Origin of the sequence: Wolbachia endosymbiont of Laodelphax striatellus (assembly GCF_007115015.1) — a bacterium.
Lineage (GTDB): Bacteria > Pseudomonadota > Alphaproteobacteria > Rickettsiales > Anaplasmataceae > Wolbachia.
Genome location: NZ_MUIX01000001.1, coordinates 1,039,416 through 1,060,458 on the forward strand (window position 1 = coordinate 1,039,416; position 21,043 = coordinate 1,060,458).

The 21,043-nt window shown below is 33.7% G+C and carries 17 protein-coding genes and 1 pseudogene; 9 read left to right on the forward strand and 9 right to left on the reverse strand.

The annotated features are described in order from the left end of the window. Positions 1 to 198: 198 nt before the first annotated feature. The 8 genes and pseudogenes from BVG17_RS05010 to purE form a co-directional block, all read right to left on the reverse strand. Positions 199 to 1,344: pseudogene (locus BVG17_RS05010) on the reverse strand (IS3 family transposase). Positions 1,345 to 1,945: 601 nt separating this feature from the next. Further along, positions 1,946 to 3,271: a hypothetical protein gene (locus BVG17_RS05020; RefSeq protein WP_143688857.1), complete on the reverse strand. Its 1,326-nt coding sequence runs from the start codon at positions 3,269 to 3,271 to the stop codon at positions 1,946 to 1,948. A 4-nt stretch (positions 3,272 to 3,275) separates the two neighbouring features. Further along, on the reverse strand, positions 3,276 to 6,749 hold the full coding sequence (locus BVG17_RS05025; RefSeq protein ID WP_143688858.1) for a collagen-like domain-containing protein: 3,474 nt from the start codon (positions 6,747 to 6,749) through the stop codon (positions 3,276 to 3,278). A 372-nt stretch (positions 6,750 to 7,121) separates the two neighbouring features. Next, positions 7,122 to 8,585, reverse strand: a complete 1,464-nt coding sequence (locus BVG17_RS05030; RefSeq protein WP_063630918.1) for a DegQ family serine endoprotease — start codon at positions 8,583 to 8,585, stop codon at positions 7,122 to 7,124. Positions 8,586 to 8,588: 3 nt separating this feature from the next. Then, positions 8,589 to 9,461 carry a protease modulator HflC gene (hflC, locus tag BVG17_RS05035; protein ID WP_007302430.1) on the reverse strand — a complete coding sequence of 291 codons (873 nt, stop codon included), beginning with the start codon at positions 9,459 to 9,461 and terminating at the stop codon, positions 8,589 to 8,591. A 2-nt stretch (positions 9,462 to 9,463) separates the two neighbouring features. After that, the gene (gene hflK, locus BVG17_RS05040; protein WP_063630919.1) at positions 9,464 to 10,489 is read right to left on the reverse strand and encodes an FtsH protease activity modulator HflK; all 1,026 of its coding nucleotides are present in this window, start codon (positions 10,487 to 10,489) and stop codon (positions 9,464 to 9,466) included. Between the two features lie 415 nt (positions 10,490 to 10,904). Then, the gene (mutL, locus tag BVG17_RS05050; RefSeq protein ID WP_063630920.1) at positions 10,905 to 12,725 is read right to left on the reverse strand and encodes a DNA mismatch repair endonuclease MutL; all 1,821 of its coding nucleotides are present in this window, start codon (positions 12,723 to 12,725) and stop codon (positions 10,905 to 10,907) included. Continuing rightward, positions 12,725 to 13,225 (reverse strand): 5-(carboxyamino)imidazole ribonucleotide mutase, encoded by a 501-nt coding sequence (gene purE / locus BVG17_RS05055; RefSeq protein WP_017532006.1) that lies wholly within the window; start codon positions 13,223 to 13,225, stop codon positions 12,725 to 12,727. The genes mutL and purE overlap by 1 nt, the downstream gene beginning before the upstream one ends. Before the next feature lie 860 nt (positions 13,226 to 14,085). Between purE and BVG17_RS05060 the strand changes: the two genes are divergently transcribed. The 9 genes from BVG17_RS05060 (at position 14,086) to BVG17_RS05105 (ending at position 19,611) form a co-directional block, all read left to right on the forward strand. Beyond that, positions 14,086 to 14,382 carry a helix-turn-helix domain-containing protein gene (locus BVG17_RS05060; protein WP_017532007.1) on the forward strand — a complete coding sequence of 99 codons (297 nt, stop codon included), beginning with the start codon at positions 14,086 to 14,088 and terminating at the stop codon, positions 14,380 to 14,382. Positions 14,383 to 14,442: 60 nt separating this feature from the next. Beyond that, complete coding sequence (gene rpoZ / locus BVG17_RS05065; RefSeq protein WP_063630921.1) at positions 14,443 to 14,835, forward strand: DNA-directed RNA polymerase subunit omega; 393 nt, start codon at positions 14,443 to 14,445, stop codon at positions 14,833 to 14,835. 29 nt (positions 14,836 to 14,864) lie between these two features. Beyond that, entirely contained in the window at positions 14,865 to 15,110 is a 246-nt protein-coding gene (locus BVG17_RS05070) for a monovalent cation/H+ antiporter complex subunit F (protein WP_017532009.1), read from the forward strand. A 6-nt stretch (positions 15,111 to 15,116) separates the two neighbouring features. After that, positions 15,117 to 15,389: a monovalent cation/H(+) antiporter subunit G gene (locus BVG17_RS05075; protein ID WP_063630922.1), complete on the forward strand. Its 273-nt coding sequence runs from the start codon at positions 15,117 to 15,119 to the stop codon at positions 15,387 to 15,389. 11 nt (positions 15,390 to 15,400) lie between these two features. Continuing rightward, entirely contained in the window at positions 15,401 to 15,925 is a 525-nt protein-coding gene (locus BVG17_RS05080; RefSeq protein ID WP_017532011.1) for a DUF4040 domain-containing protein, read from the forward strand. Next, complete coding sequence (locus BVG17_RS05085; RefSeq protein WP_017532012.1) at positions 15,918 to 16,337, forward strand: Na(+)/H(+) antiporter subunit B; 420 nt, start codon at positions 15,918 to 15,920, stop codon at positions 16,335 to 16,337. The genes BVG17_RS05080 and BVG17_RS05085 overlap by 8 nt, the downstream gene beginning before the upstream one ends. Continuing rightward, the gene (locus BVG17_RS05090) at positions 16,334 to 16,636 is read left to right on the forward strand and encodes a cation:proton antiporter subunit C (protein WP_026092627.1); all 303 of its coding nucleotides are present in this window, start codon (positions 16,334 to 16,336) and stop codon (positions 16,634 to 16,636) included. The genes BVG17_RS05085 and BVG17_RS05090 overlap by 4 nt, the downstream gene beginning before the upstream one ends. A 139-nt stretch (positions 16,637 to 16,775) precedes the next feature. Further along, positions 16,776 to 18,674: an RNA polymerase sigma factor RpoD gene (rpoD, locus tag BVG17_RS05095; RefSeq protein ID WP_063630923.1), complete on the forward strand. Its 1,899-nt coding sequence runs from the start codon at positions 16,776 to 16,778 to the stop codon at positions 18,672 to 18,674. Positions 18,675 to 19,452: 778 nt separating this feature from the next. Further along, positions 19,453 to 19,611, forward strand: coding sequence for a hypothetical protein (locus BVG17_RS05105; protein ID WP_063630925.1), 159 nt, complete (start codon positions 19,453 to 19,455; stop codon positions 19,609 to 19,611). Between the two features lie 129 nt (positions 19,612 to 19,740). Here the strand turns inward: BVG17_RS05105 and ltrA are convergent, their stop codons facing one another. Continuing rightward, positions 19,741 to 21,012: a group II intron reverse transcriptase/maturase gene (ltrA, locus tag BVG17_RS05110; RefSeq protein ID WP_143688811.1), complete on the reverse strand. Its 1,272-nt coding sequence runs from the start codon at positions 21,010 to 21,012 to the stop codon at positions 19,741 to 19,743. Between the last annotated feature and the right edge of the window lie 31 nt (positions 21,013 to 21,043).

The following is a 21,043-nucleotide window of genomic DNA, read 5'->3' on the forward strand; positions in this document are numbered from 1 at the left end:
TCTGTATCTGTTCAGATGCATCCAAATATTGAAACCAGTGTTTCTTTTCTTATCATCCGAGTACTGGGATCCAGAAGAATTAATTGTGAACAAATAGCTATACGATATTTTCAATGAAGTTACAAAAAGCTGTATTCCACACTGGAATGACACCTGACCTTACCCAGAAAAAGTAGACAGAAAGTTAAGACGTTTTTGCTATGAGAATGATGAATCAAAAAGCTCAGGAATGCAATAGTTAATAGTAGAATGTCTACGCTGTTTATTATAAAAAATTTCTATATATTCAAATATTGCGGTTTTAGCTTGTTGTGCAGAGTGTTGTGAAGTATCAATGAGTAACTCTCTCTTAAGTGAACTAAAAAAGCTCTCTGAAACAGCATTATCATAACAACAACCTTTGTGACTCATACTAGAAGTAATATTTTTTGTACTTAGTAAAAATTGATAATTTTTAGAGGTGTATTGCGATCCTTGATCGCTATGAAATAGTAGATTTTTAGGAGATTTGCGCCTACCAATAGCCATGAATAACGCATCTATAACTAATTGCCTATTTACTGCATTACTCATTGACCACCCAATCACCATGCGTGAATATAAATCTATTATTGCTGCCAAATATAACCATCCTTCATTAGTTTTTATGTACGTAATATCAGTTACCCATATCTTGTTAGGTTGATCAGCGATGAAATTCTGATTTAATATGTTAGGAGTTATAACTCTATTGTCTATTTGTGGTTTTTTACTTTTAAACTTTCGTCTAAGCTTAGCTTGAATGCCATTTTTCTGCATAATATTTTGCACTGTTTTGATGTTATAATTTTTACCTAAAGCCTTTAATTCAGCGTGAATTTTAGGAGCTCCGTATCTGCATTGTGATGATCGATATACCTTCTGAATATCTTGTATGAGCTCTTCTCTTATTGATTTTTTGTTGTTTTTTTCCTTAGTAATCCATTTATAATAACCACAAGCAGATACGTTCAAAAATCTGCATAATTCCCGTATTTTATAGCAGTTTTCATGTTCTTTTATAAAAGAATATTTTACTCTTTTTGGTTTGCAAAATATCCCAGGGCTTTTTTTAAAATGTCTCTTTCCCTCGTTACTCTTGCCAGCTCTTTCTTTAAATCAAACTTTTCTTTGTCACAATGAGCTACTTTCCCCTTTCCTGGAAACGCATCTACTCCAGACATTCTATCATTGTATGTTTTTACCCATCTGCTTACCGCTAATACCCAAATCTCTTGCTATTTTTGCTGATGATTGACCTGTTTCTTTTACTAGTCTTATAGCTTCAATTTTGAATTCTGCTGTATATTCTTTTCTTTTTGTCATACCACACCTCTTTGAAAAAACGTTTTATTTTACTTCAAAAACGTCTTAACTTTCTGTCTACTTTTTCTGGGTAAGGTCAACCGTCATAAACTGCTAGAGGTCTTCATAATGTCATTCCAGTCCTCATAGTGTTTATCCCGGCCTTCATAATTTCATCCCAGTGTCCTCTTTCTCTTGTCATCCCAGTACTTGATACTGGGATCCAGATGCACGGCTAATGCTGAAACCAATACTCCCTTTTCTTGTCATCCGAGTACTGGGACCCAGAAGACTCAGGTAATAAGAACTAGATTCCAGCGCCACGCGCTGGAATGACACCATCATAAACTGCTAGGTCTTCATAATGTCATCCCAGTACTGGGATCCAACTAAATTGGTGAACACTTTACAGCATTTTTGATAGAAAGAACTAGATGCCAGTGTCAAGAACTGACCATTTTTTCCTTAAGTTTTTGCAGCTTGTGTTCTATTACAAAACCACTGCGGTACTAACGAGCGGCAAAATGGTAGCGAATCTAAACTAAAAAGAATACATTTTTACACTGCTTGAAAGTTTACTCAATTCAATTTTAAAAACAATTATAATATACCTTGTATGCGATTAAAATAGCTCTGGAATAGTATAAAGAACTATGTCATCATTGAAGAGAAATTCATCTGTTGTTTTGTACTCTTTATTAATTTTATAAGAATCATAAACATCGTAATCTGCTTTTGTATGGTAATCACAATATTGAAACTTACCCTCTTTATTAAAAACGCCAAATTGATCAATTAATGTAGCCATTTTCTTACCTTTTCCACTTTTTGTTAATTCAAATACATCAGCTGGGCAGTGGCCTGAAGAATCTTGATTAGTAGTTCCTTTTGCAATAAAAAAAGATGGTTTATCGTTAAGTAACTTGCAGAAATTTGGTTTATATTCCTTTTTCATACAGTTTAAACTTATATATTGATATTTATTTGGAACATTTGAGTATTGAGAATCGTACTTTTTATGTTCAAAAAACTCATTACCTAAGAAATTACAAAACGTTAATTGACAATCATCATTACTACTGTACTTGACTACTTTAAGATAATGAAAGTCTCTAGGAATTTTTATCTCTTCTTCTGTAACGTGATTATGTATGACCAATTGGTCATCAAGCATGCAGTAACCTATTTTTGGTAAAGTAGCTACAAGCTTACCGTTTAACATGATATCTGCTTGATAGATATTATCCGATAATTCTTTTCCCTTTTGCAAAGTAAAATTCTGCCCTGCCTTAGCTGGTGCACTGCATTGCTCAGTTTTAGTTAAGTTTTTTATTATTGTTGATATCTCACTAATTTCTAATATATCATGTTCATTTTTTGTGTATTGATACTTATAGCAACTACCATCTTTACATACTGGAAGACATTTTCCTTCTTCATCTGATATATAGATATAATCACCTTCTATTGTAAAATAAAGTCCACCTTTTTCTTCTTGAATTTTTTGTAGTACTGGGTCATTTTCATCGTTAAAATTGATAAAATTGAGTACTCCAGTTATATCTCTACCAGACAATTTGAGGCCAAAGTCAGGACTATCTTTTATGTTGTAAAGCGAAATCAAGATAGGTTTTGATTCAAGCTTTTCTATAATATAGTTTCTATTTGTACTTATTATAGCTTCTTGTTCTACAATAAGATCCTCTTTAATAGAGTTTCCACTTTCATCAGATCTTTCTGCTTGCAGGGGTAAGTTTCCTTCATATAAAGATATTTTATCTCCCTGCTTCCTTAACTTTAAACCATTAATATTCTCTACTTTAATTGGACCAATATGTGAATGGATAACCTTACTATTTTTGTTTAATATATAATATTCAGCAGGAAGTTTAATCAATTTTTTATAGAGCGGATTTTTATCCTCTATTTTAAATATATGTTTTTCCATGATATTACCTTAAATAACCAACAACTTGCTGATTAATGGCACTTAGGCTACTAGGAGGAGAGACATAACTCATAAAACTCCTTGGCTGCTCATTATCTGCCACTATTTTTTCAGTATTAACGAAAGCTCTTTGCTGCTCATTTAATCTTTTTTCCATATGATCTTTGAAAGTAGCCAAACATTTACTAGTTTGTTTGTAATCAGGTAATGATTTTTTCGCAGTTACACACAAGAACTTCAACAACTCATTATGATTTTCATCATTAAGTAATGACTTATTGATAATGGTTGACTGCAGTTCCACTGGATCAAAATTTAGACTTTTCTTTGAAATGCCACATTTCACAGCTGTTGCTCCTAATACTTCTTCAAATTTTGTTACAATATCTGCTGCATCTATTATTTTTGCCACTTCCTGTATTTCATTTTTTACTTTATATTCGTCCTGTCCTACTGCAGGGTAAAAGAAATTTATTACTTGAGATATAAATGAAGTTGGTCTGCTTGCTCCGCTTGTCACTGATGATTTTTTAATTTCCCTCCTTCTTCTGCGTGCACTACAAACTTGATCTGCAGGATTTGTTGTACAAAACATATCTCTTACGCTACTATGCAATGCTTCCGCATTTTCTGCGGATTGAAGTGCTTGATCAGCAGAATCTTCAGCTTCTCCTGTAAGATTCACTGTTTGATTGTGTAGTATTTTAACCTTATCTTCCGTATCTTTAGCTTGTTTGGCAAAACCTTCTGAAGCATTTTGAGCTGCCTCTGCTGCTTTTTTAGCATCCAGAGTTTCATTTTTTGCTTTTCTTATCTCACGTAAAAACTGATCAGCTAATGTAGCACCTATTCCATCTTCTCCCTTGGAACCTGGCAATCCATTCGCACCTGGAGCTCCGGTATCTCCTTTTGGACCTGGCATACCTTTAAGACCAGATCTACCAACCTGACCTTTAGGTCCTTGCACACCTATCTCTCCCTTAGGTCCTTGCAACCCATTCGCACCTGGCTCTCCTTTGTCACCTTTAGAACCTATCTCTCCTTTCTCACCCATATCACCTTTTATTCCCATAGCTCCGTCTAATCCTTTAGGACCTATATCTCCCTTTGTTCCATTTATACCTGGCTCACCTTTTATGCCTTGAGGTCCTATATCTCCTTTTAATCCGTCTATACCCGGCTCACCCTTGTTACCTGTAAGACCTTGCGTACCATTGAAGCCTCTTAGACCTGGCTCACCTTTTATACCTTGAGGTCCTATATCTCCTTTTAATCCGTCTATACCCGGCTCACCCTTGTTACCTGTAAGACCTTGCGTACCATTGAAGCCTCTTAGACCTGGCTCACCTCTAGGACCTTCTGGACCTTGCAATCCATTTGCACCTGGTTCTCCTTTGTCACCTTTAGAACCTATCTCTCCTTTCTCACCCATATCACCTTTTATTCCCATAGCTCCGTCTAATCCTTTAGGACCTATATCTCCCTTTGTTCCATCTATACCTGGCTCACCTTTTATGCCTTGAGGACCGATATCTCCTTTTTCTCCCTTTGGACCTCGGACTTTTCCTGGATTTTTCCTTAGTTCTTCTGCAATGCTTTGTGTTAGCTCGGTATTATTTGCAAGGTTTTCTACTAATGTATGATTAGCATCACTTAGTAACACATCTGCTAGCTCTTCCATTCTGTTATCAGCTAATGCAATGGCTATGCCTGTTTGAATATCTTGATTACTAATAATTCTTCCTGCAACTTGCTTCTCTAATACTAAATCTCCGCCTTGGTCACGATATTCAAGCACCTGATTAGCAATAGTGCCATTATTAATTAATTTTTGTGCAACTTCTTCAGGACTTGCATCTCTACCTTTATCACCTTTAGAACCAGTATCTCCTTTGGGACCTTTAGAACCTATCTTTCCTTTCTCACCCATATCACCTTTTATTCCCATAGCTCCGTCTAATCCTTTAGGACCTATATCTCCCTTTGTTCCATTTATACCTGGCTCACCTTTTATGCCTGGCTCTCCCTTAGGACCTTGTGCACCTGGCAATCCATCTGTTCCGGTATCTCCTTTATCACCTTTAGAACCAGTATCTCCTCTCTCACCTTTTAGACCTTGAGAACCAGGCTCACCTTTCCAACCCCTTGGCCCACTCGTTCCACTTTCACCTCGCACACCTCTATCACCCTTTATACCTTTTGTTCCATCTATACCTGGCTTACCCTGAGAACCAGATTCTCCCTTGTTGCCTTTTGGACCCAAATGGCCTGGTTCACCTTTAGGACCACGTGCTCCAGTGCTACCTACAGAACCTTCTGGACCAGGAAAACCTCGGTCACCCTTATCACCTCTGGAACCTTGGTTGCCGTTGAACCCCGGTTCACCGGGTGCACCGGTATAACCTAGTTCGCCCTTTTGTCCTGGAGGACCTTGAGGACCAGGCGCTCCATCGAAGCCTCTATCACCTTTTTGTCCCCTTTCACCTGGCTCACCTTTAGGACCTTGTACACCAGTATGTTCTAATCTTTCAATTCTGCCTTTTAAAAGTTCAATTTCTGCTTCTAAATTTATATGTTCTTGAATATTCACATCAACCTCCAAAAAGTTATCAAAATTTTCTAAGTTATAATAATAAGGATATGGACCTGATCTATTGTCGTGCTCATACCCAAAAGAATTAGGGTTAAAATTATAAAAATTTTTGCATGTGCTATTTTCATACGATATGCAACCAACATAACTATTGCCTAACTTTTTTACTGCGAAATAGGTATCTTGTGCTTTCAAGCTCTCCATTTCATGAAAAGGGAATAACTCGAATGTATTGCTTATACGAGTAAATGCTGAAAGGATATCATTCAATATGCCAACTTTTCCACCAGTTAAATTATATACCTGAGCGCTCCTATATAATTTGTATATATTTCTTGATTCTTTAAACAAATAGTCTCCTATTTCTATTTTGAGTCTTTTATCAGGTGAACTTTTAAGATCTTCCAAAATAAGACTGACATTTTTGCTACTAATTATGTCTTTTGGATCTATTAAAACCTTCCTGTTTTCTAGCAGTTCATAATAAATACTACAGCTTTCACGATTATATGCCTTAACATGTAAACCATTTGTGTAACCATGAGGTATACGATCAATAGTATCTATCATAGTATTTTTGCCATCATAGTAATAATAATAAGGTTGATCAGAGGTAGTAACTAAAGCGAATTTGTAATCATTTCTTACGCTTTCTAGCTTTAATTGTGGCCATTCAGATAAGTCGTTTAGTATACTTGCCACGTCATGCTTCAAATCCCAAATTTGAAAACTCAGGCCAATATTGTTGTCGATGATAATGTAAGATACACTAGGCAGGCTAAATGTTGTTTTGTTATTTAATCTTATTTGTGCAGGTACCCTACGACCAGTTCTATTATTACAATCGTTTTGTGGAATATCTTCTTTTTCTAGTTTAAAACGCATCTCCACCTCCCTTTGCGATTAGATATAGTTAATTTATGGGTATTAATTATTGATTAATAATGATGATAAGTAAATATGATTATGCTTTATACTAATTTAGTTATAAACTAATTTGTGAAAGAAAGTTATTTTTTTACAACTGAGCATAAAAATGCTTTATATTATCGAATTTCTTACCACTCCAGCTATTTCATCTTATAGATGATGATGTTCCAGTGCTTGATACTGAAATCTAGTTCTTCCATAATCTCGTTGGAAACGTTTTCAGTATAGGGATAAATTTTATTAATCTACAGAAACACCCTTACCCTCAGGATAAAGAAGCTAGTTAAATTTGTCAAGCAATTTTTTCATGACCAGCTAGATAAATAGCTACTTCTTCAATTTGATTGAGGTAAAAAATTGATTGCCGTTGCGGTAAATAAGCAACATTACTGAATCTTTGCCGTCTTTTTTTACTGCTGAATCAATTTGTTTTTGAAAATCATTAGTATTTTCAATATCGATTCCATCTAGTTGGATAATTATATCACCTTTCTTAATAACACGTAGTGTAGAATTACTACTACTATCTACACTAGTAACTACTACACCCTTTGTGGGTGCATTATTTTTTAGTTCTTTTGGCAAATTTGAAACGGTTAAACCACTTATATAACTAGATGTTGATTTATTTTCTTCTTGATTATTACCTGAATCATCATTTGTAGATTCCTCGATTGCAACCTTGATATTGACTTCTTTACCTTTTCTAAGTAGCTTAACCTGTACTTTCTTTCCGGGCTCAGTTCGTGAAACCATATGAGGTAATTGCGTCATTCTATCAATTTTTTTGCCGTCAAACTCTAATAGTATATCACCTACTTTGATTCCTCCTTTCTCTGCAGGACTGCCCTTTACTACGCTTGCAACTAATGCACCTTTGATATCTTTTAAACTCAAGGATTCAGCAAATTCTTTTGTTATAGGCTGAACTTGCACGCCAAGCCAACCATGTTTTATTTTTTTACCACTTTTTAATGTGTCAATAATTGAAATAGCTAGATTAGATGGTATAGCAAAGCCTATACCCACGTTACCGCCAGACTCAGATGGGGAATAAATAGCAGTATTAATACCTATAACTTTTCCATTTAGATGAAATAGTGGTCCCCCTGAGTTACCTCTATTAATTGCAGCATCAGTTTGAATAAATTCATTCATAGTACCAATACTAATGTCTCTAGATCTTGCAGACACAATTCCTGTACTTACAGAGCCACCCAAACCAAAAGGGTTGCCTATTGCAATAACTGTATCACCAACTCTTGTTTTATCAGAATTACCAAATTCAACAAAAGGAAGATCTTTATCAGAATTAATCTTAAGTACAGCAAGATCAGTTTTTGCATCATAGCCTAAAACTTCTGCTTTGAAATAAGTATTATCGTTCATAGTAACTGTAATATCTTGGGCATTTTTAATAACGTGATAGTTGGTTACTATGGTTCCACTTTTATCTATAATAAATCCAGACCCAAGTAACGTCACTTCTCTATTAATGCTAGGAGCTCTATCAAAAAATTGATCAAAATGCTCGAAAAATTCTCTAAAGTCATCAAAGAAATTATTTCTTGGCGTAAAGGGAATTTTAGTTCTACTGTTATTTTCTTGCTTAACTATTTGCTCACTTGAAATATTTACAACTGCGGGAATAAGTTCTTCCACTATATCAGCAAGCCCTTTATTACAACTACATACAGGATCTGCAACTGTTTTTGCAAACAGATTAGCATATGAAGAAAATGAAATTAAAAAATATGCAAATATAGATAAAATAAATGCTTTACTTTTCATAAACTATTTCCATCCCTTGTTCAAAATATCTAAGAAATTATTATTTGGTGAAAGCACAAATTTAGTATTACCCTCAGCAAATGATTTACTGTAAGCTTTCATAGAGCGATAAAAGTTAAAAAACTCTTCATCAACCTTGAATGCCTCATTATAGATTCTGGTTGCTTCAGCATAACCACGGCCTCTTATTTCATGTGATTCTTTTACTGCACTAGAGACAATTCCCCTTTTTAATTTATCAGCTTTTGATCTAATTTCTTGTCCAGCTTGTTCTCCTTCTGCTCTAATTTCTTTTGCTTCCTTTTCCCTTTCAGTTTGCATGCGGCGAAATATTGCAGAACTATTTTCTTCTGGTAGATCTGCTCTCTTAATTCTTACATCTATTATTTCTATGCCAAATTTTCCAGCTTCAGAATAAACTCCACGTTGAATTAATTGCATAACTTCTGATCTCTTTTCATTCAATAAACTAATTAATGAAAATCTTCCTATATTCTCCCTTATGTGAGCTTCTATGACAGGATATAATCTTCTAACTAGCCCTGATTCATTTTTCACAGTTTGATAAAAAGTGATAGGATCTATTATTTTATATTTTGCATAAGCATCTACTATAATACGCTTTTGATCTGCAGTTATCACTTCCCTTGGAGTTTTATCAGGACTTAGATCTAAAATTCTCTTATCAAGAAATTCTACGTTATTTATAAATGGTAGCTTAAAATATAAACCACTGTCCCTAACATCTTTTACGACTTTACCAAGTTGTATAACTATCGCTTGTTTTGTTTCTTGAACAACGAAGATTGAATTAGATAATGCAATCAATAACGCAACAAATACAAAAGCAAAAACAATTTTAATATTACTACTCATGACTATTTTCCTAGATTTGTAAGGGGTAAATAAGAGAACATACCTTTCAGATCGTCTGTTATAACAAACTTATCTACCTTGCTGAAAATATTTTCCATAGTTTCAAGATAAATACGATTCTTAACAAGAGAAGGATTTTGTCTATATTCTTCGTAAAGAGATAAAAAGCGATTTGCATTACCTTTTGCTTCATTTATTATTTCATTCTCGTATGCTTCTGCATCTAATTTTATCTTTATTGCTTCACCTTTTGCACGAGGTATAATATCATTACTGTAAGCGTATGCTTCGTTTATGGTACGCTCCTTATCTGCGCGAGCACTTTGTACATCCCTAAATGAGCTAATCACCTTTTCTGGTGGATCAATTTTTTTCATTTGAACGGATAAAATCTCTATACCCATTTGATATCCATCAAGAATCTGTTGCAATAAAATTATAGTATCTCTGGAAATTTCAGCTCTGCCTTGACCTTCGAGTGCAAAAGAGATCGTATTCTTACCTATTATTTCTCTCATAGCACTTTCAGCAGCATTTTTAACGCTAAAACCAGGTTTATAATCCCGCACTTTGAATAAATAATCTTTAGCATCCCTGACTCTCCATTGGACCTCAAAGTTAACGTTGACTATGTTCTCATCTCCGGTAAGCATCACTCCTTCACCACGATCTGTATCTCGCCCATAAGAGCTGCTTATCCCAATTTCTTCACGATTTACTTCTTTAACATTTACTTTAAAAACCTTACCAATAGGGTAGGGAAAGTGATAACGCAAACCAGATGTTTCTGTATTGGAATATTTGCCAAAAGTAAGTTCTATACCTTCCTCACTCGGATGGACAATATAGAAACCAGTACAAAAATAAAACAACAAAATAATGAAAATGATGAAATAAGGTTTTTTCCCTCTATTTCTGGTTAAGCCATTAAAAAAGCATCTTATATCAGACACAGCTTTACTTAAAATATCTTCATTACTTGGACCTGACGGTTTCTTTCCAAGATTCCAAGGATTACGCTCATCCATAAAAATTATTAATTGTATAACTAATACGCTGATATTACTTAATCTTATCGAAAAATGCAAAACTATTTTGTTTACAAATTAATGATCAGAGTGAAGGATGTGATCATACACTTCCTTTTTTTCTATATGTTATGGTCAATTCTACAGAATTTCTAGCTTTTTTTGAATTCTTTATTGTCGTTTTTGATAAGTATCTTTAGTTGTATATTAATTATTAACATAAAAAGACAATACCTGGGATTTAGTAAACTTAATTTTAATCAAGTAGCTGCATAATAAATCATTGTCAAGTGATGGAATGACATTATCTACTATGCAAATTACCTGCAAATTGCAATGTTCGAACAATTGTGTATCTGAGTTTTGAGATGACGAAACTAGGGTTGTATAATCTATACACATTTGTGACAATTTCTTACCTTCGCTCAAATAACTTTTCAATATCGCTTAATTTCATTTCTATATAGGTTGGTCTTCCGTGATTGCATTGTCCAGAATATGGTGTTTTTTCTATTTGCCTCAACAACTCATTCATCTCCTCTAATTTCATCTTTCTACCTGCTCTAATTGATCCATGACAAGCAATTGTAGCTAGTATTTTATTTATTTTATCCTCTATAGGTAGAGTATCTTCTGTTTCTATTAATCTATCCACTATATCAATTAGCATTTCCTTCACATCTATTGCCCCTAAGATTGCAGGTATTTCTTTTACTATGATCGCATTTTCTGATTTAATTTCGATATCAAAGCCCATTTCGAAAAGCTTATCCTTATAAACTTCTATCATTTCCATACCGGCTTGACTTTTGATTTCAACCATTTCAGGCAAAAGAAGTTTTTGTCTTTTTATACTTGATTTCTCCTTTAAGCACTCGTACACTAACCTTTCATGGGCTGCGTGTTGATCAACTATAATGAGTTTCTCTTTTGCCTCGGCAATAATGTAAGTATTATGGACTTGACAGCATGCAAATCCAAGAGGATCACTTTCGATCAAATCAGTTTGTTTCTCTTCTAGTACTATAGCTTCTGTTTGTGGTTGAGACTTTTGCATTCCTGTATAGTTAAACAATTCTGATCGTTCTGATAATTCTACACTTGGAGAAGCAAATTGTCTCATTAGCTGATTTTCAAAAGGATCTGACCTTCCTCCATAAAATTTATTTTGAAGATTAGACCCACAAAAAGGATCTGATGATAGATGATTCCTTGTTATCTCAGTCTGGGTTACTACAGTTTCTGCAAGATCTATTCTCTTTGATAGCACTTTTATTAGCCCTCTTCTCACTATTTCATATATTAGCCTCTTGTTCTGAAACCTTACCTCTGATTTATTCGGATGAACATTTACATCTACTTGATCATACGGTATCTCTAAGTGCAACGCTGCAAAGGGATATCTATTGCTTGGAATAAGATCATGATACGCATAACGGATTGCGCCAATAAGTAGATTGTCTTTAATTGGTCTACCATTAACAAATGTATAGATTTGAGTTGAATTGCCACGATTGACAGTTGGTTTGCAGATGTGTCCTGTAAGCCTAATGCTGTCTTCTTCTTCAAGAATTTCAAGAGAGTTTTCGTAAAATTCTCCTTCTATTTCACATACCCTGCTAAATAACGATTCCTGCTTAGCATATTTTAAAAGCTTCTTGTTATCCGAGGTAAGAGTAAACCCAATTCCATAATTAATCATTGCTAAGTTGTTTACGATATCAACAATGCTTTGTGTTTCTGCCCTTTCAGTTTTTAAGAATTTTAATCTATTGGGAGTAGCAAAAAATAAGTCTCTTACTTCAATATGTGTGCCTCTTGATAAAGAATAAGGCATAACCTTTCCTATTTTTTCTCCTCCCTCATAGCTTATAGACCATGCTGTATCTGTTCCATTTGCCTTAGATGATAACTTTATCCTGCTTACTGCTGCAATTGAAGGCAAAGCCTCCCCTCTAAAGCCAAGATATTTGATTTCTATCAATTCGCTGTCACTCAATTTTGAAGTGGCATGGCGCATAAATGCAAATTCTAGGTCGTCCTTTCGCATTCCACTTCCATCATCTATTGCAGTAATAAGATTACGTCCACCACTCTCTATTTTAATTTCTATTTCTGAGCTTTTTGCATCTATTGCATTTTCCACTAATTCCTTTACCACACTTGCAGGTCTTTCTATTACTTCTCCTGCTGCTATACGATTTATGGTTTTTGCATCTAAAAGAACTATTGCCATTATAATTTTGGTTTCTCTTTTACTGCTTCAGTTTGTTCCTCTCTCCATTTTTTTAATCTATCTGCAATTTCATTGTTAGAAATTGATAATATAGATGCAGCAGTAATAGCAGCATTGCATCCTCCACTCTCCCCTATAGACATTGTTGCAACTGGAACACCCTTTGGCATCTGTACTATAGATAATAGACTATCTAGTCCATTTAATTGTTTGCTTTGTACAGGAACACCGATAACAGGTAAATAAGTAAGCGACGCAGTCATACCAGGCAAATGAGCTGCTCCTCCTGCACCAGCTATAATAACCTTAAAGCCTTTTTCTTGAGCAGACTTAGCAAAATTAAAGAGTCTCTCTGGTGTTCTGTGTGCGGATATTATAAATACATCATGTGAAATTTCCAATTCTTTTAATAGGTTAATAGCATGCACCATAGTGCCATAATCCGACTCGCTTCCCATAATTATAGCAACATCTTTTTTCATTTTTTCTGTATTAGACATGATTTTATTTACTAACCAAATAGTATTTCAGAAGCAACAAATATTTAAATTAAATTACGAATATGATATAGCATTCTCATTAAATAGAAACTTTAAAAATTGAAATGAATCCTATATTAAAATATAGAGGTATAAATTTCGGATATAAGGGTCTATTCATAATCTTTTTAGAAGCAAAGTGGTGGAAGCAAGAAGACGATTTGTAAGCTAGTATTGAATTTTGCTTATCACAATTGTCTACACTTATCTATAAGAGTATTAGAGATTTACCTTTTGACAATACGGTAAAGATCTCGACAGTTACATCCTTTTATTTGTTTCTTTGCAACTACTTTTTTATATATGTTTCAAAACACTTTCTTTACTTCCGCTATGTTTTTTACTTCATTTATTAAAATAATCTTGCCATTTTGAAAACATTGTTGATTCACTGAAGGCCACTTTTAGGACCTGTAACACTATGTAAAAACATCCTAAATCTTCTTGATTTTGTTTCTTTCTACAGAACTTTACTCAGTTTTTCTCCTACTCATCTTGCTCTGTTTTCATAATTTACATACTCTATCTCCTGCTTTATTCCTTTCTTGAGATTATGTACAGTCTCTAAAACGAGTTTGTAAAATGATTATTTCTGTATTTTAAACTTTGCAATTTTAACTTATTTTCTTTAATAGTGAGTTTTTTACAAAATAATAGTTTGAAATTACTAGTATTTTGATAAAAATTACAGTCAATTTAAAATTTTGAGTATCAGTATATCATTATAGTTATTGACAAATTATATAGTATTAATATATTGGTATATTAAATATTATGATATAATATTTAATAAAGCTAGTTAGTATGTGAGAGTAAAAATTATGGAAATAATATCATTAAACAATCTGGATAGTGAAGCAATAAAAAAAAAATTGCTTGGAATAATAAGTAAAATTATAGGAAAAAATACTTGGACTCAAGCTTGTGCGGCCGAGAAACTTGGTATTGATCAACCAAAGGTGTCACAAATTAAAAGTGGTAAGACAAGTGGTTTTTCTTTAGAGAGACTGTTAGGTTTTTTGAAAAAGCTTGATCATGAAATAACAATTACAATAACAGAAAATCAATCAGTAAAAGCTAAAGCAGAAAAAGTAGAATGTAGAATTGGATCTCAATAGATCCGAAGTTGACATCTTATTTTTTGTGATATAGTATAAAGCTTATCAAGGTAGTATTTTATGGTTGAGTCTATTGTAGAAAAGTGTGTAGAACAGGTACACAACCGTTTTAAATTGGTTCTGCTAGCAAGTCAAAGAACACATGATTTGAGTACAGGGGCAAGCGATCCCGTTGAAATGGTTAAGTTTAAAGATCATAAGGATACGATAGTTTCTTTATATGAAATAGCAGAAAAGAAGGTGAATACTCATGAATTGTTTAACCTTTTGGTGAAAAGGTGCAAGGAGCACATGAAAGGAAATACAGATAATGCTTATAGTAGTAGTCCAAGTAAGCTAGCAAATTTGTTAAATTTTTCTGATCATCAACTTAACACAAGTCTGGATATAAGTCAAGAAGGTCAAGATGATGAAATAGATGATCAAGATAGTGGTGAAGAAGTACCGATTTAGAAATCTGCAGAAGTTGTAATAGCTTATAAATGATTAGTATTGCTATCTATGCGCTTTTATTCTGTATGAGTGTAATGTTATGTTGTATAGTGTTTAGGTCAAGTGATGTGTACAATAAGGTTTTAGCATTCAATAGTTTATCAACACAAGTAGTTTTACTCATAACAGCAATATCGATTATTCTGAATGATTTTTTTTTAATTGATATAGCATTGCTATATGCTAGCATCAGCTTTATATCAACTATAGCGCTAATGAGGTTAATGTTGTTTTGATAATTTATGGTAGCATCCATTCTCATATTTTTAGGTATTTGTTTAATAGTCATTTCAAGCTTAGGAGTAGTAGTATTTCCTGATTTCTATATTAGACTACATGCTGCAGGTATTGCAGATTCTAGTGGCGCAATGTTGTTGTTGATTGGTTTTGCTTGGCAGAATGAATTTTCAATCAATACTATTAAAGTTATACTATTGATTTTTATAATATGGATAGCCAATTCAACTAACAGTTATATTTTAGCGCGTACTTATTATAAAAGTAAAGACTATTAAAGAAGGTTAAGATGCTAGAAATACTGAATCTAATATTACTTTTGCTGTTACTCATGGTTACAGTTTTTATAGTTCTTTCGAAACATTTGGTTGTAAGTGCTGTTCTAATGTGTGTATTTAGTTCACTTATTTCACTTATGTACTTGATTATGAATGCTCCAGATGTTGCAATTACTGAAGCTTCTGTTGGTGCAGGATTGAGCACAGTCTTTACGTTTGCAGCACTCTCTTTGGTAAAGAATTACAAAGCAAATTTATCTCATAGCCCCACAACACTTTTTTTTATGTTATTTTTGACTGCATGTTTATCATACTTTATGATTCAATTACCAGATTTTGGCAGTCATAATGCTCCAGTTCACTTGCACGTTGCTCCTTATTATGTAGAAAATACTGAAAAAGCTATTGGTATTCCTAATATAGTGACAGCTGTTTTAGCAAGCTTTCGTGGCTATGACACATTTGGAGAAACTATAGTAGTTTTTACTGCTGCACTTTGTATAATGTTAATATTAGAAGAGAAAGAAAGTGATTAAAGATCCGGTATTAAGTGCAGTAACATTTTTGATGATACCTTTTATCATTTTGTTTGGTTTATACATACAGTTTCATGGTGACTATACTCCAGGTGGAGGTTTTCAGGCGGGAATAATTATTGCTTCTGGGATAATATTATATTCTATGTTATTTGATATACCTACAACTTTAAAAGCAATACCTTACTCTATGATCAAATTTACTAACGTACTAGGTATTTTAACCTATGGAGGAGCTGGTATTATAACAGTTTTATTTGGCCAAAATTTTTTATCCTATAGTATATTATCAGCTGATAGTAGAACAGGTCAAAAATTGGGTATTTTCTTAGTGGAGCTGGGTGTATTACTTACCGTCTCTTCTTCCATGTTAATCATATATATAAATTTTGCTCGTAAGAAAAAACAATGACTCTATATAATTATGTAGGCATTACTATATTAATGGTGCTAGCTTTCTATATCATTGTAAATGATAAAAACTTAATCAAAAAAATGATGGGATTAAGTGTCTTACAAGCATCTGTTTTGTTATTTTACATATCTTTAGGGTATATAAAAAGTTCTTTACCTCCTATATTGACTTCAAATTTTCACTTATATACCAATCCTATACCTCACGTCTTAATGCTTACTGCTATAGTGGTTGGAATTGCAACATTTTCAGTTGGATTGTCCATAGCGGTAAGAATGGAGAGATTAGTTGATTAAGAAGAGTGTGAATAAATTGACAGTATCTTAGACTATATGAAGTAGCAAGTAACTATAAATTAAGAATAAAACTATAAGCTTGCTAATTGTAAGTTTATTTGATAAATAAGAAATAAAATTATAAACTGTAAAGGTAATGATGTCAACTATTAATGATACGGAAGATAGGAAAAAAATCATCAAAGATCTTGTAGCTAAAAGTATGAGAAAGGGTGGTTTTATCACTTTTGATGATATAAATGATAAGTTGTCAGATGAAAATTTTTCACCTGATTTTATAGATGATACTATAGCTTTATTGCAAGACTCTGGAATTAACATACTGGAAAGTAGTGAAGATGAGGAAGAAGCTCCTTCTAATGATGGTGGTAATAAGCTTGATGATGATGAGACATCGTTGAATACTACTACAATTTTAGTGCAAAATGATGATCCAGTAAGGATTTATTTACAAGATATGAGCTCCGTAAAGCTTTTGTCACGAGCAGATGAAATTAAGATAGCAAAAAAAATTGAATCTGAAAAGCATAACATGTTACGTGCAATAATTGAAACATCAGTGGCATTCAACATGATCAAAACATGGCGTGATGATTTAAGTGGTGGAACTTTTTTGCTGAGAGAAATTATAAATCTGGATGCAATTTATAACTCTGATTTCAACATGGTGGACAAAGAAGAAAGTGAAGCTGAAGATGTTAGAGATTGTGTTAATGATGAGGAAAAAGGTGATGATGAAAAGGGAAATGAGAGTGAAGACATAAGTTCAGCTAACTTAAATATTTCTGTTCTTGAAATGGAAAGTGATTTATTGCCAAAGGTTATCACGGCATTGGATGAGATCATTGCTTTAACAAATGAAGCATTGGTATTGAAAAAAAGTTCTAAAGATTTCTCTAATGAGCTAGAAAATTTATATAATCAAATATGGTCTGTAGCATTACAAATTCAGTTTAGTGATGCTGCTATTAACAGAATTACACAAAAACTTTACGAAATAAATAGACTAATCACGTTTAAAGAAGCTAATCTTATTACTGAAGCTAGAAAGTACGATATTGATAGAGAAAGTTTTTATAATGTTTATGATGATGTGCTTTTAGAGCACGAGTTTAGTGAAATAAGTCTTCTCAAGATTAATGAAAATCAATCTCTTTTTACAGGTGAATTAAAAAATAAATTCTTAAGGTTTATAAACGATAGCTATGAGTATATAGCTAGTGCTTTAAGCAATATTAAGAGTTATGTACAAGGAGATAAAGTTCAGGAGTTTAAGAAGCTAATCAAGAGAATACAGGAACATGAACAAGAAGTCTCTCAAGCAAAGCAAGAAATGATTAAGGCTAATTTAAGGCTGGTGGTTTCGATTGCTAAAAAGTATTCAAAAAGAGGCCTTGATCTGCTTGATTTGATACAAGAAGGTAATATTGGTCTTATGAAGGCTGTGGATAAGTTTGATTACAAACGTGGGTATAAATTTTCGACTTATGGTACTTGGTGGGTAAAACAATCAATCACTAGGGCAATACCTGAACAGTCTAAAGTAGTTAGAATACCAGTACATATGGTGGAAATTATCAGTAAAATCAACAAAGCATTAAGAAAGATGACTCATGGAATGGGTAGAGAGCCTACATTAGAGGAATTGAGTATAGAATTGGCGATGCCGATAGAAAGAATACGCAAAGTTATGAAGATAGCAAGAGATCCGGTAAGTCTTGAAGCTCCAACAGGAAAGGATGATAGTAGTACCTTCGGTGATTGTATAGAAGATAAGCGAGTTTCTAAACCAGAGGATGCTGCAATACTTGCCGACTTGCGTGGCATTACGACCAATGTTCTTGCAACTTTAACACCAAAAGAAGAAAGAATTCTAAGGATGCGCTTTGGCCTTGGTAAAGATGGAAAGGAGCATACCTTAGAAGAGGTAGGAAAAATTTTTAATGTTACACGTGAGAGAATTAGGCAAATAGAGGCGAAAGCACTACGTAAGTTGAAACATCCAAGCCGTGCTAAAAAACTTAGGGGTTTCTTTTAAGGCAGAAGGGCTGCTCAAAAAATAGGTAAAATTCAGCCAAAGTTCTATAATTTTACCCTATTTTTCTTTTTTTATAGGCTTCATAGAGCAGTATGATTAGGTGTTGAATGTTATGGCAAATAAAAATAATAACTCTAATTCAGAGTGTAAAAATTTTTGTGTTCTGGGTGATAGTTTATCTGATGATGATGCAATTATTGAAATTTTAAATAACTTATCCTTTGTAAGAAACGTGAACTTAATGCCCATTTTTATTAAGGAGGATCTTTTAGTAATGGCCTTGCTGTTGTTGAATATGTAGCAAAGTATTTAGGTTTAGAAGAATTTAAGCCATCATGGAGATGCTCATTTTTTGATCGATACTATGAACAGCAAGGTCATAACTATGCGATTTTATATGCAACAGCATCTGAAATTCTTAACCCTATTTTTTCTTATTTCCTCAATAAATTTCGTTTAGTTAATCAGCTAAGCGCAGTAATTAAACATCATCCAGACGTAGGTAAAGGAGATTTATTTTTCATTATAATCGACGGAAATAATATTATGGGTGCCACTGCTTATACCAATGTTAAAGCAGAAAAAGTATTGAAATAAAGCGGTTAGTGAAATATGTAATGCATTTGGTTCTAAATGAATATGGTGTAAAGCATGTGATTGTTGAAAATGTGACTGAGGTTGTTTTGATACTAGCTTTAATAAAGACGAAAAGCAAGAGAGCTGGCTGGCAAAGCTTACACAGAGTTTCAATACAAAATTAGATAATGATTTAGATTATATGAAGAAAGGTGCAGATCTTGAAATAAAAGCATTCGATCTTAACTCTAAAATGAAAAGTATGCTTGGTAAATATAAGAGCAAAGGGTTAAATGATCGAGATGTATACCTATCAAACATCACAGACCAGTTTGGGGGAGGTGATTTGGAAAAAGTATAAACATACTCTTGTTGATATTTAAAACCCCAGTTGGGGATTAGAAGTCAGTGAAAAAGCCAGGAAAATAGGGGGAGAGTAGACCAGTGGAACTTCCCCTACCAGTCTCTCGCAGAACTGTACATAAACCTCTCAGCTTATACAGCTCCCATTATTTAGCCTTTTTGACCCTAAACCTAGTGTCCAATGATAGAAAATATTTGGAGACCTATCTCTCACCTTTCCTAGAAATTGTCTTGCTAGTCTTCCGTGACTCCTGAGTCTCTTATATTTCCTTTTGACCCACTTTTCTAGATGCCGCTCTACATTCTTTAGAGATTTGTAGACCTCAGTTCTGTAAAATTTGCCATAGTACTGATACCAGCCTCTGACTATTGGATTTACTTTTCCTGATATCTCCTCTAATGTTATATGCGTATTTCGTAGCATTTTCCATGATCTTATGGTTGTAGTAATCTTTTTCTTGGCCTTGTTGCTAATTGCTGGGAGAAATGAAACAAAATGCTTCCCTATTTTATTTCTTGCTAACCTGGGTCTGAATGTGTAACCCAGAAAATCAAAACTTTGTTTAGGAAATTCATCTCTCCTATTGTCATCCTTACAGTACACTATCTGTGTCTTTTTAGGATGTAATTTCAACCTATACTCAGCCAATCTCTCTTCGATCATTACTTTCACAAATCCTGTCTGTTTCTCTGTTCTGCAGTGCACTATCGCATCGTCCACATATCTCTCAAATGGTACCGTCGGATAGTTCTTTTTCATCCATATATCAAACACATGATGCATGAATATATTAGAGATGATTGGGCTAACTGAACCTCCTTGCGGAACTCCTTTATCCCTAACTACTTTACTGCCATCTGCAAGTTGTATAGGGGATTTCATCCACCTTTCAACATATAGTATGACCCATTTGCAGTCTGTGTGTTTCTTGATAGCTTGCAAAACTAATTCGTGATCCAGATTGTCGAAGAACCCTGATATATCAAGGTCTACCACCCAATCGTACTTCCAGCATCTCTTACGCGCTGTATCTACCGCATCCAATGCTGATTTATTCGATCTATAACCATATGAATCCTCATGGAATTTTGGCTCCACTAACGGTTCGAGATACATTGTTGCTGCTGTTTGCGCTATCCTATCTGATACTGAAGGAACACATAAAATTCTTTGTCCTCCTCCCATATCTTTCGGTATTGCTACAGCTTTTACAGGCTCTGGAAAATAACTTCCGGATGACATACGATTCCATAGTTTGTATAGATTATCTTTTAGATTTTCCTCAAACTTTGTTATCGAAACCCCATCTACACCAGCAGCACCTCTATTTTTCGATACTTGTTTATAAGCTCTCCAAATAAGTTTCTTTGGTATATCACAAGACTTTGTTTTATTCATTAACTCCTCCCTTTCGGTTGATAAATAACTA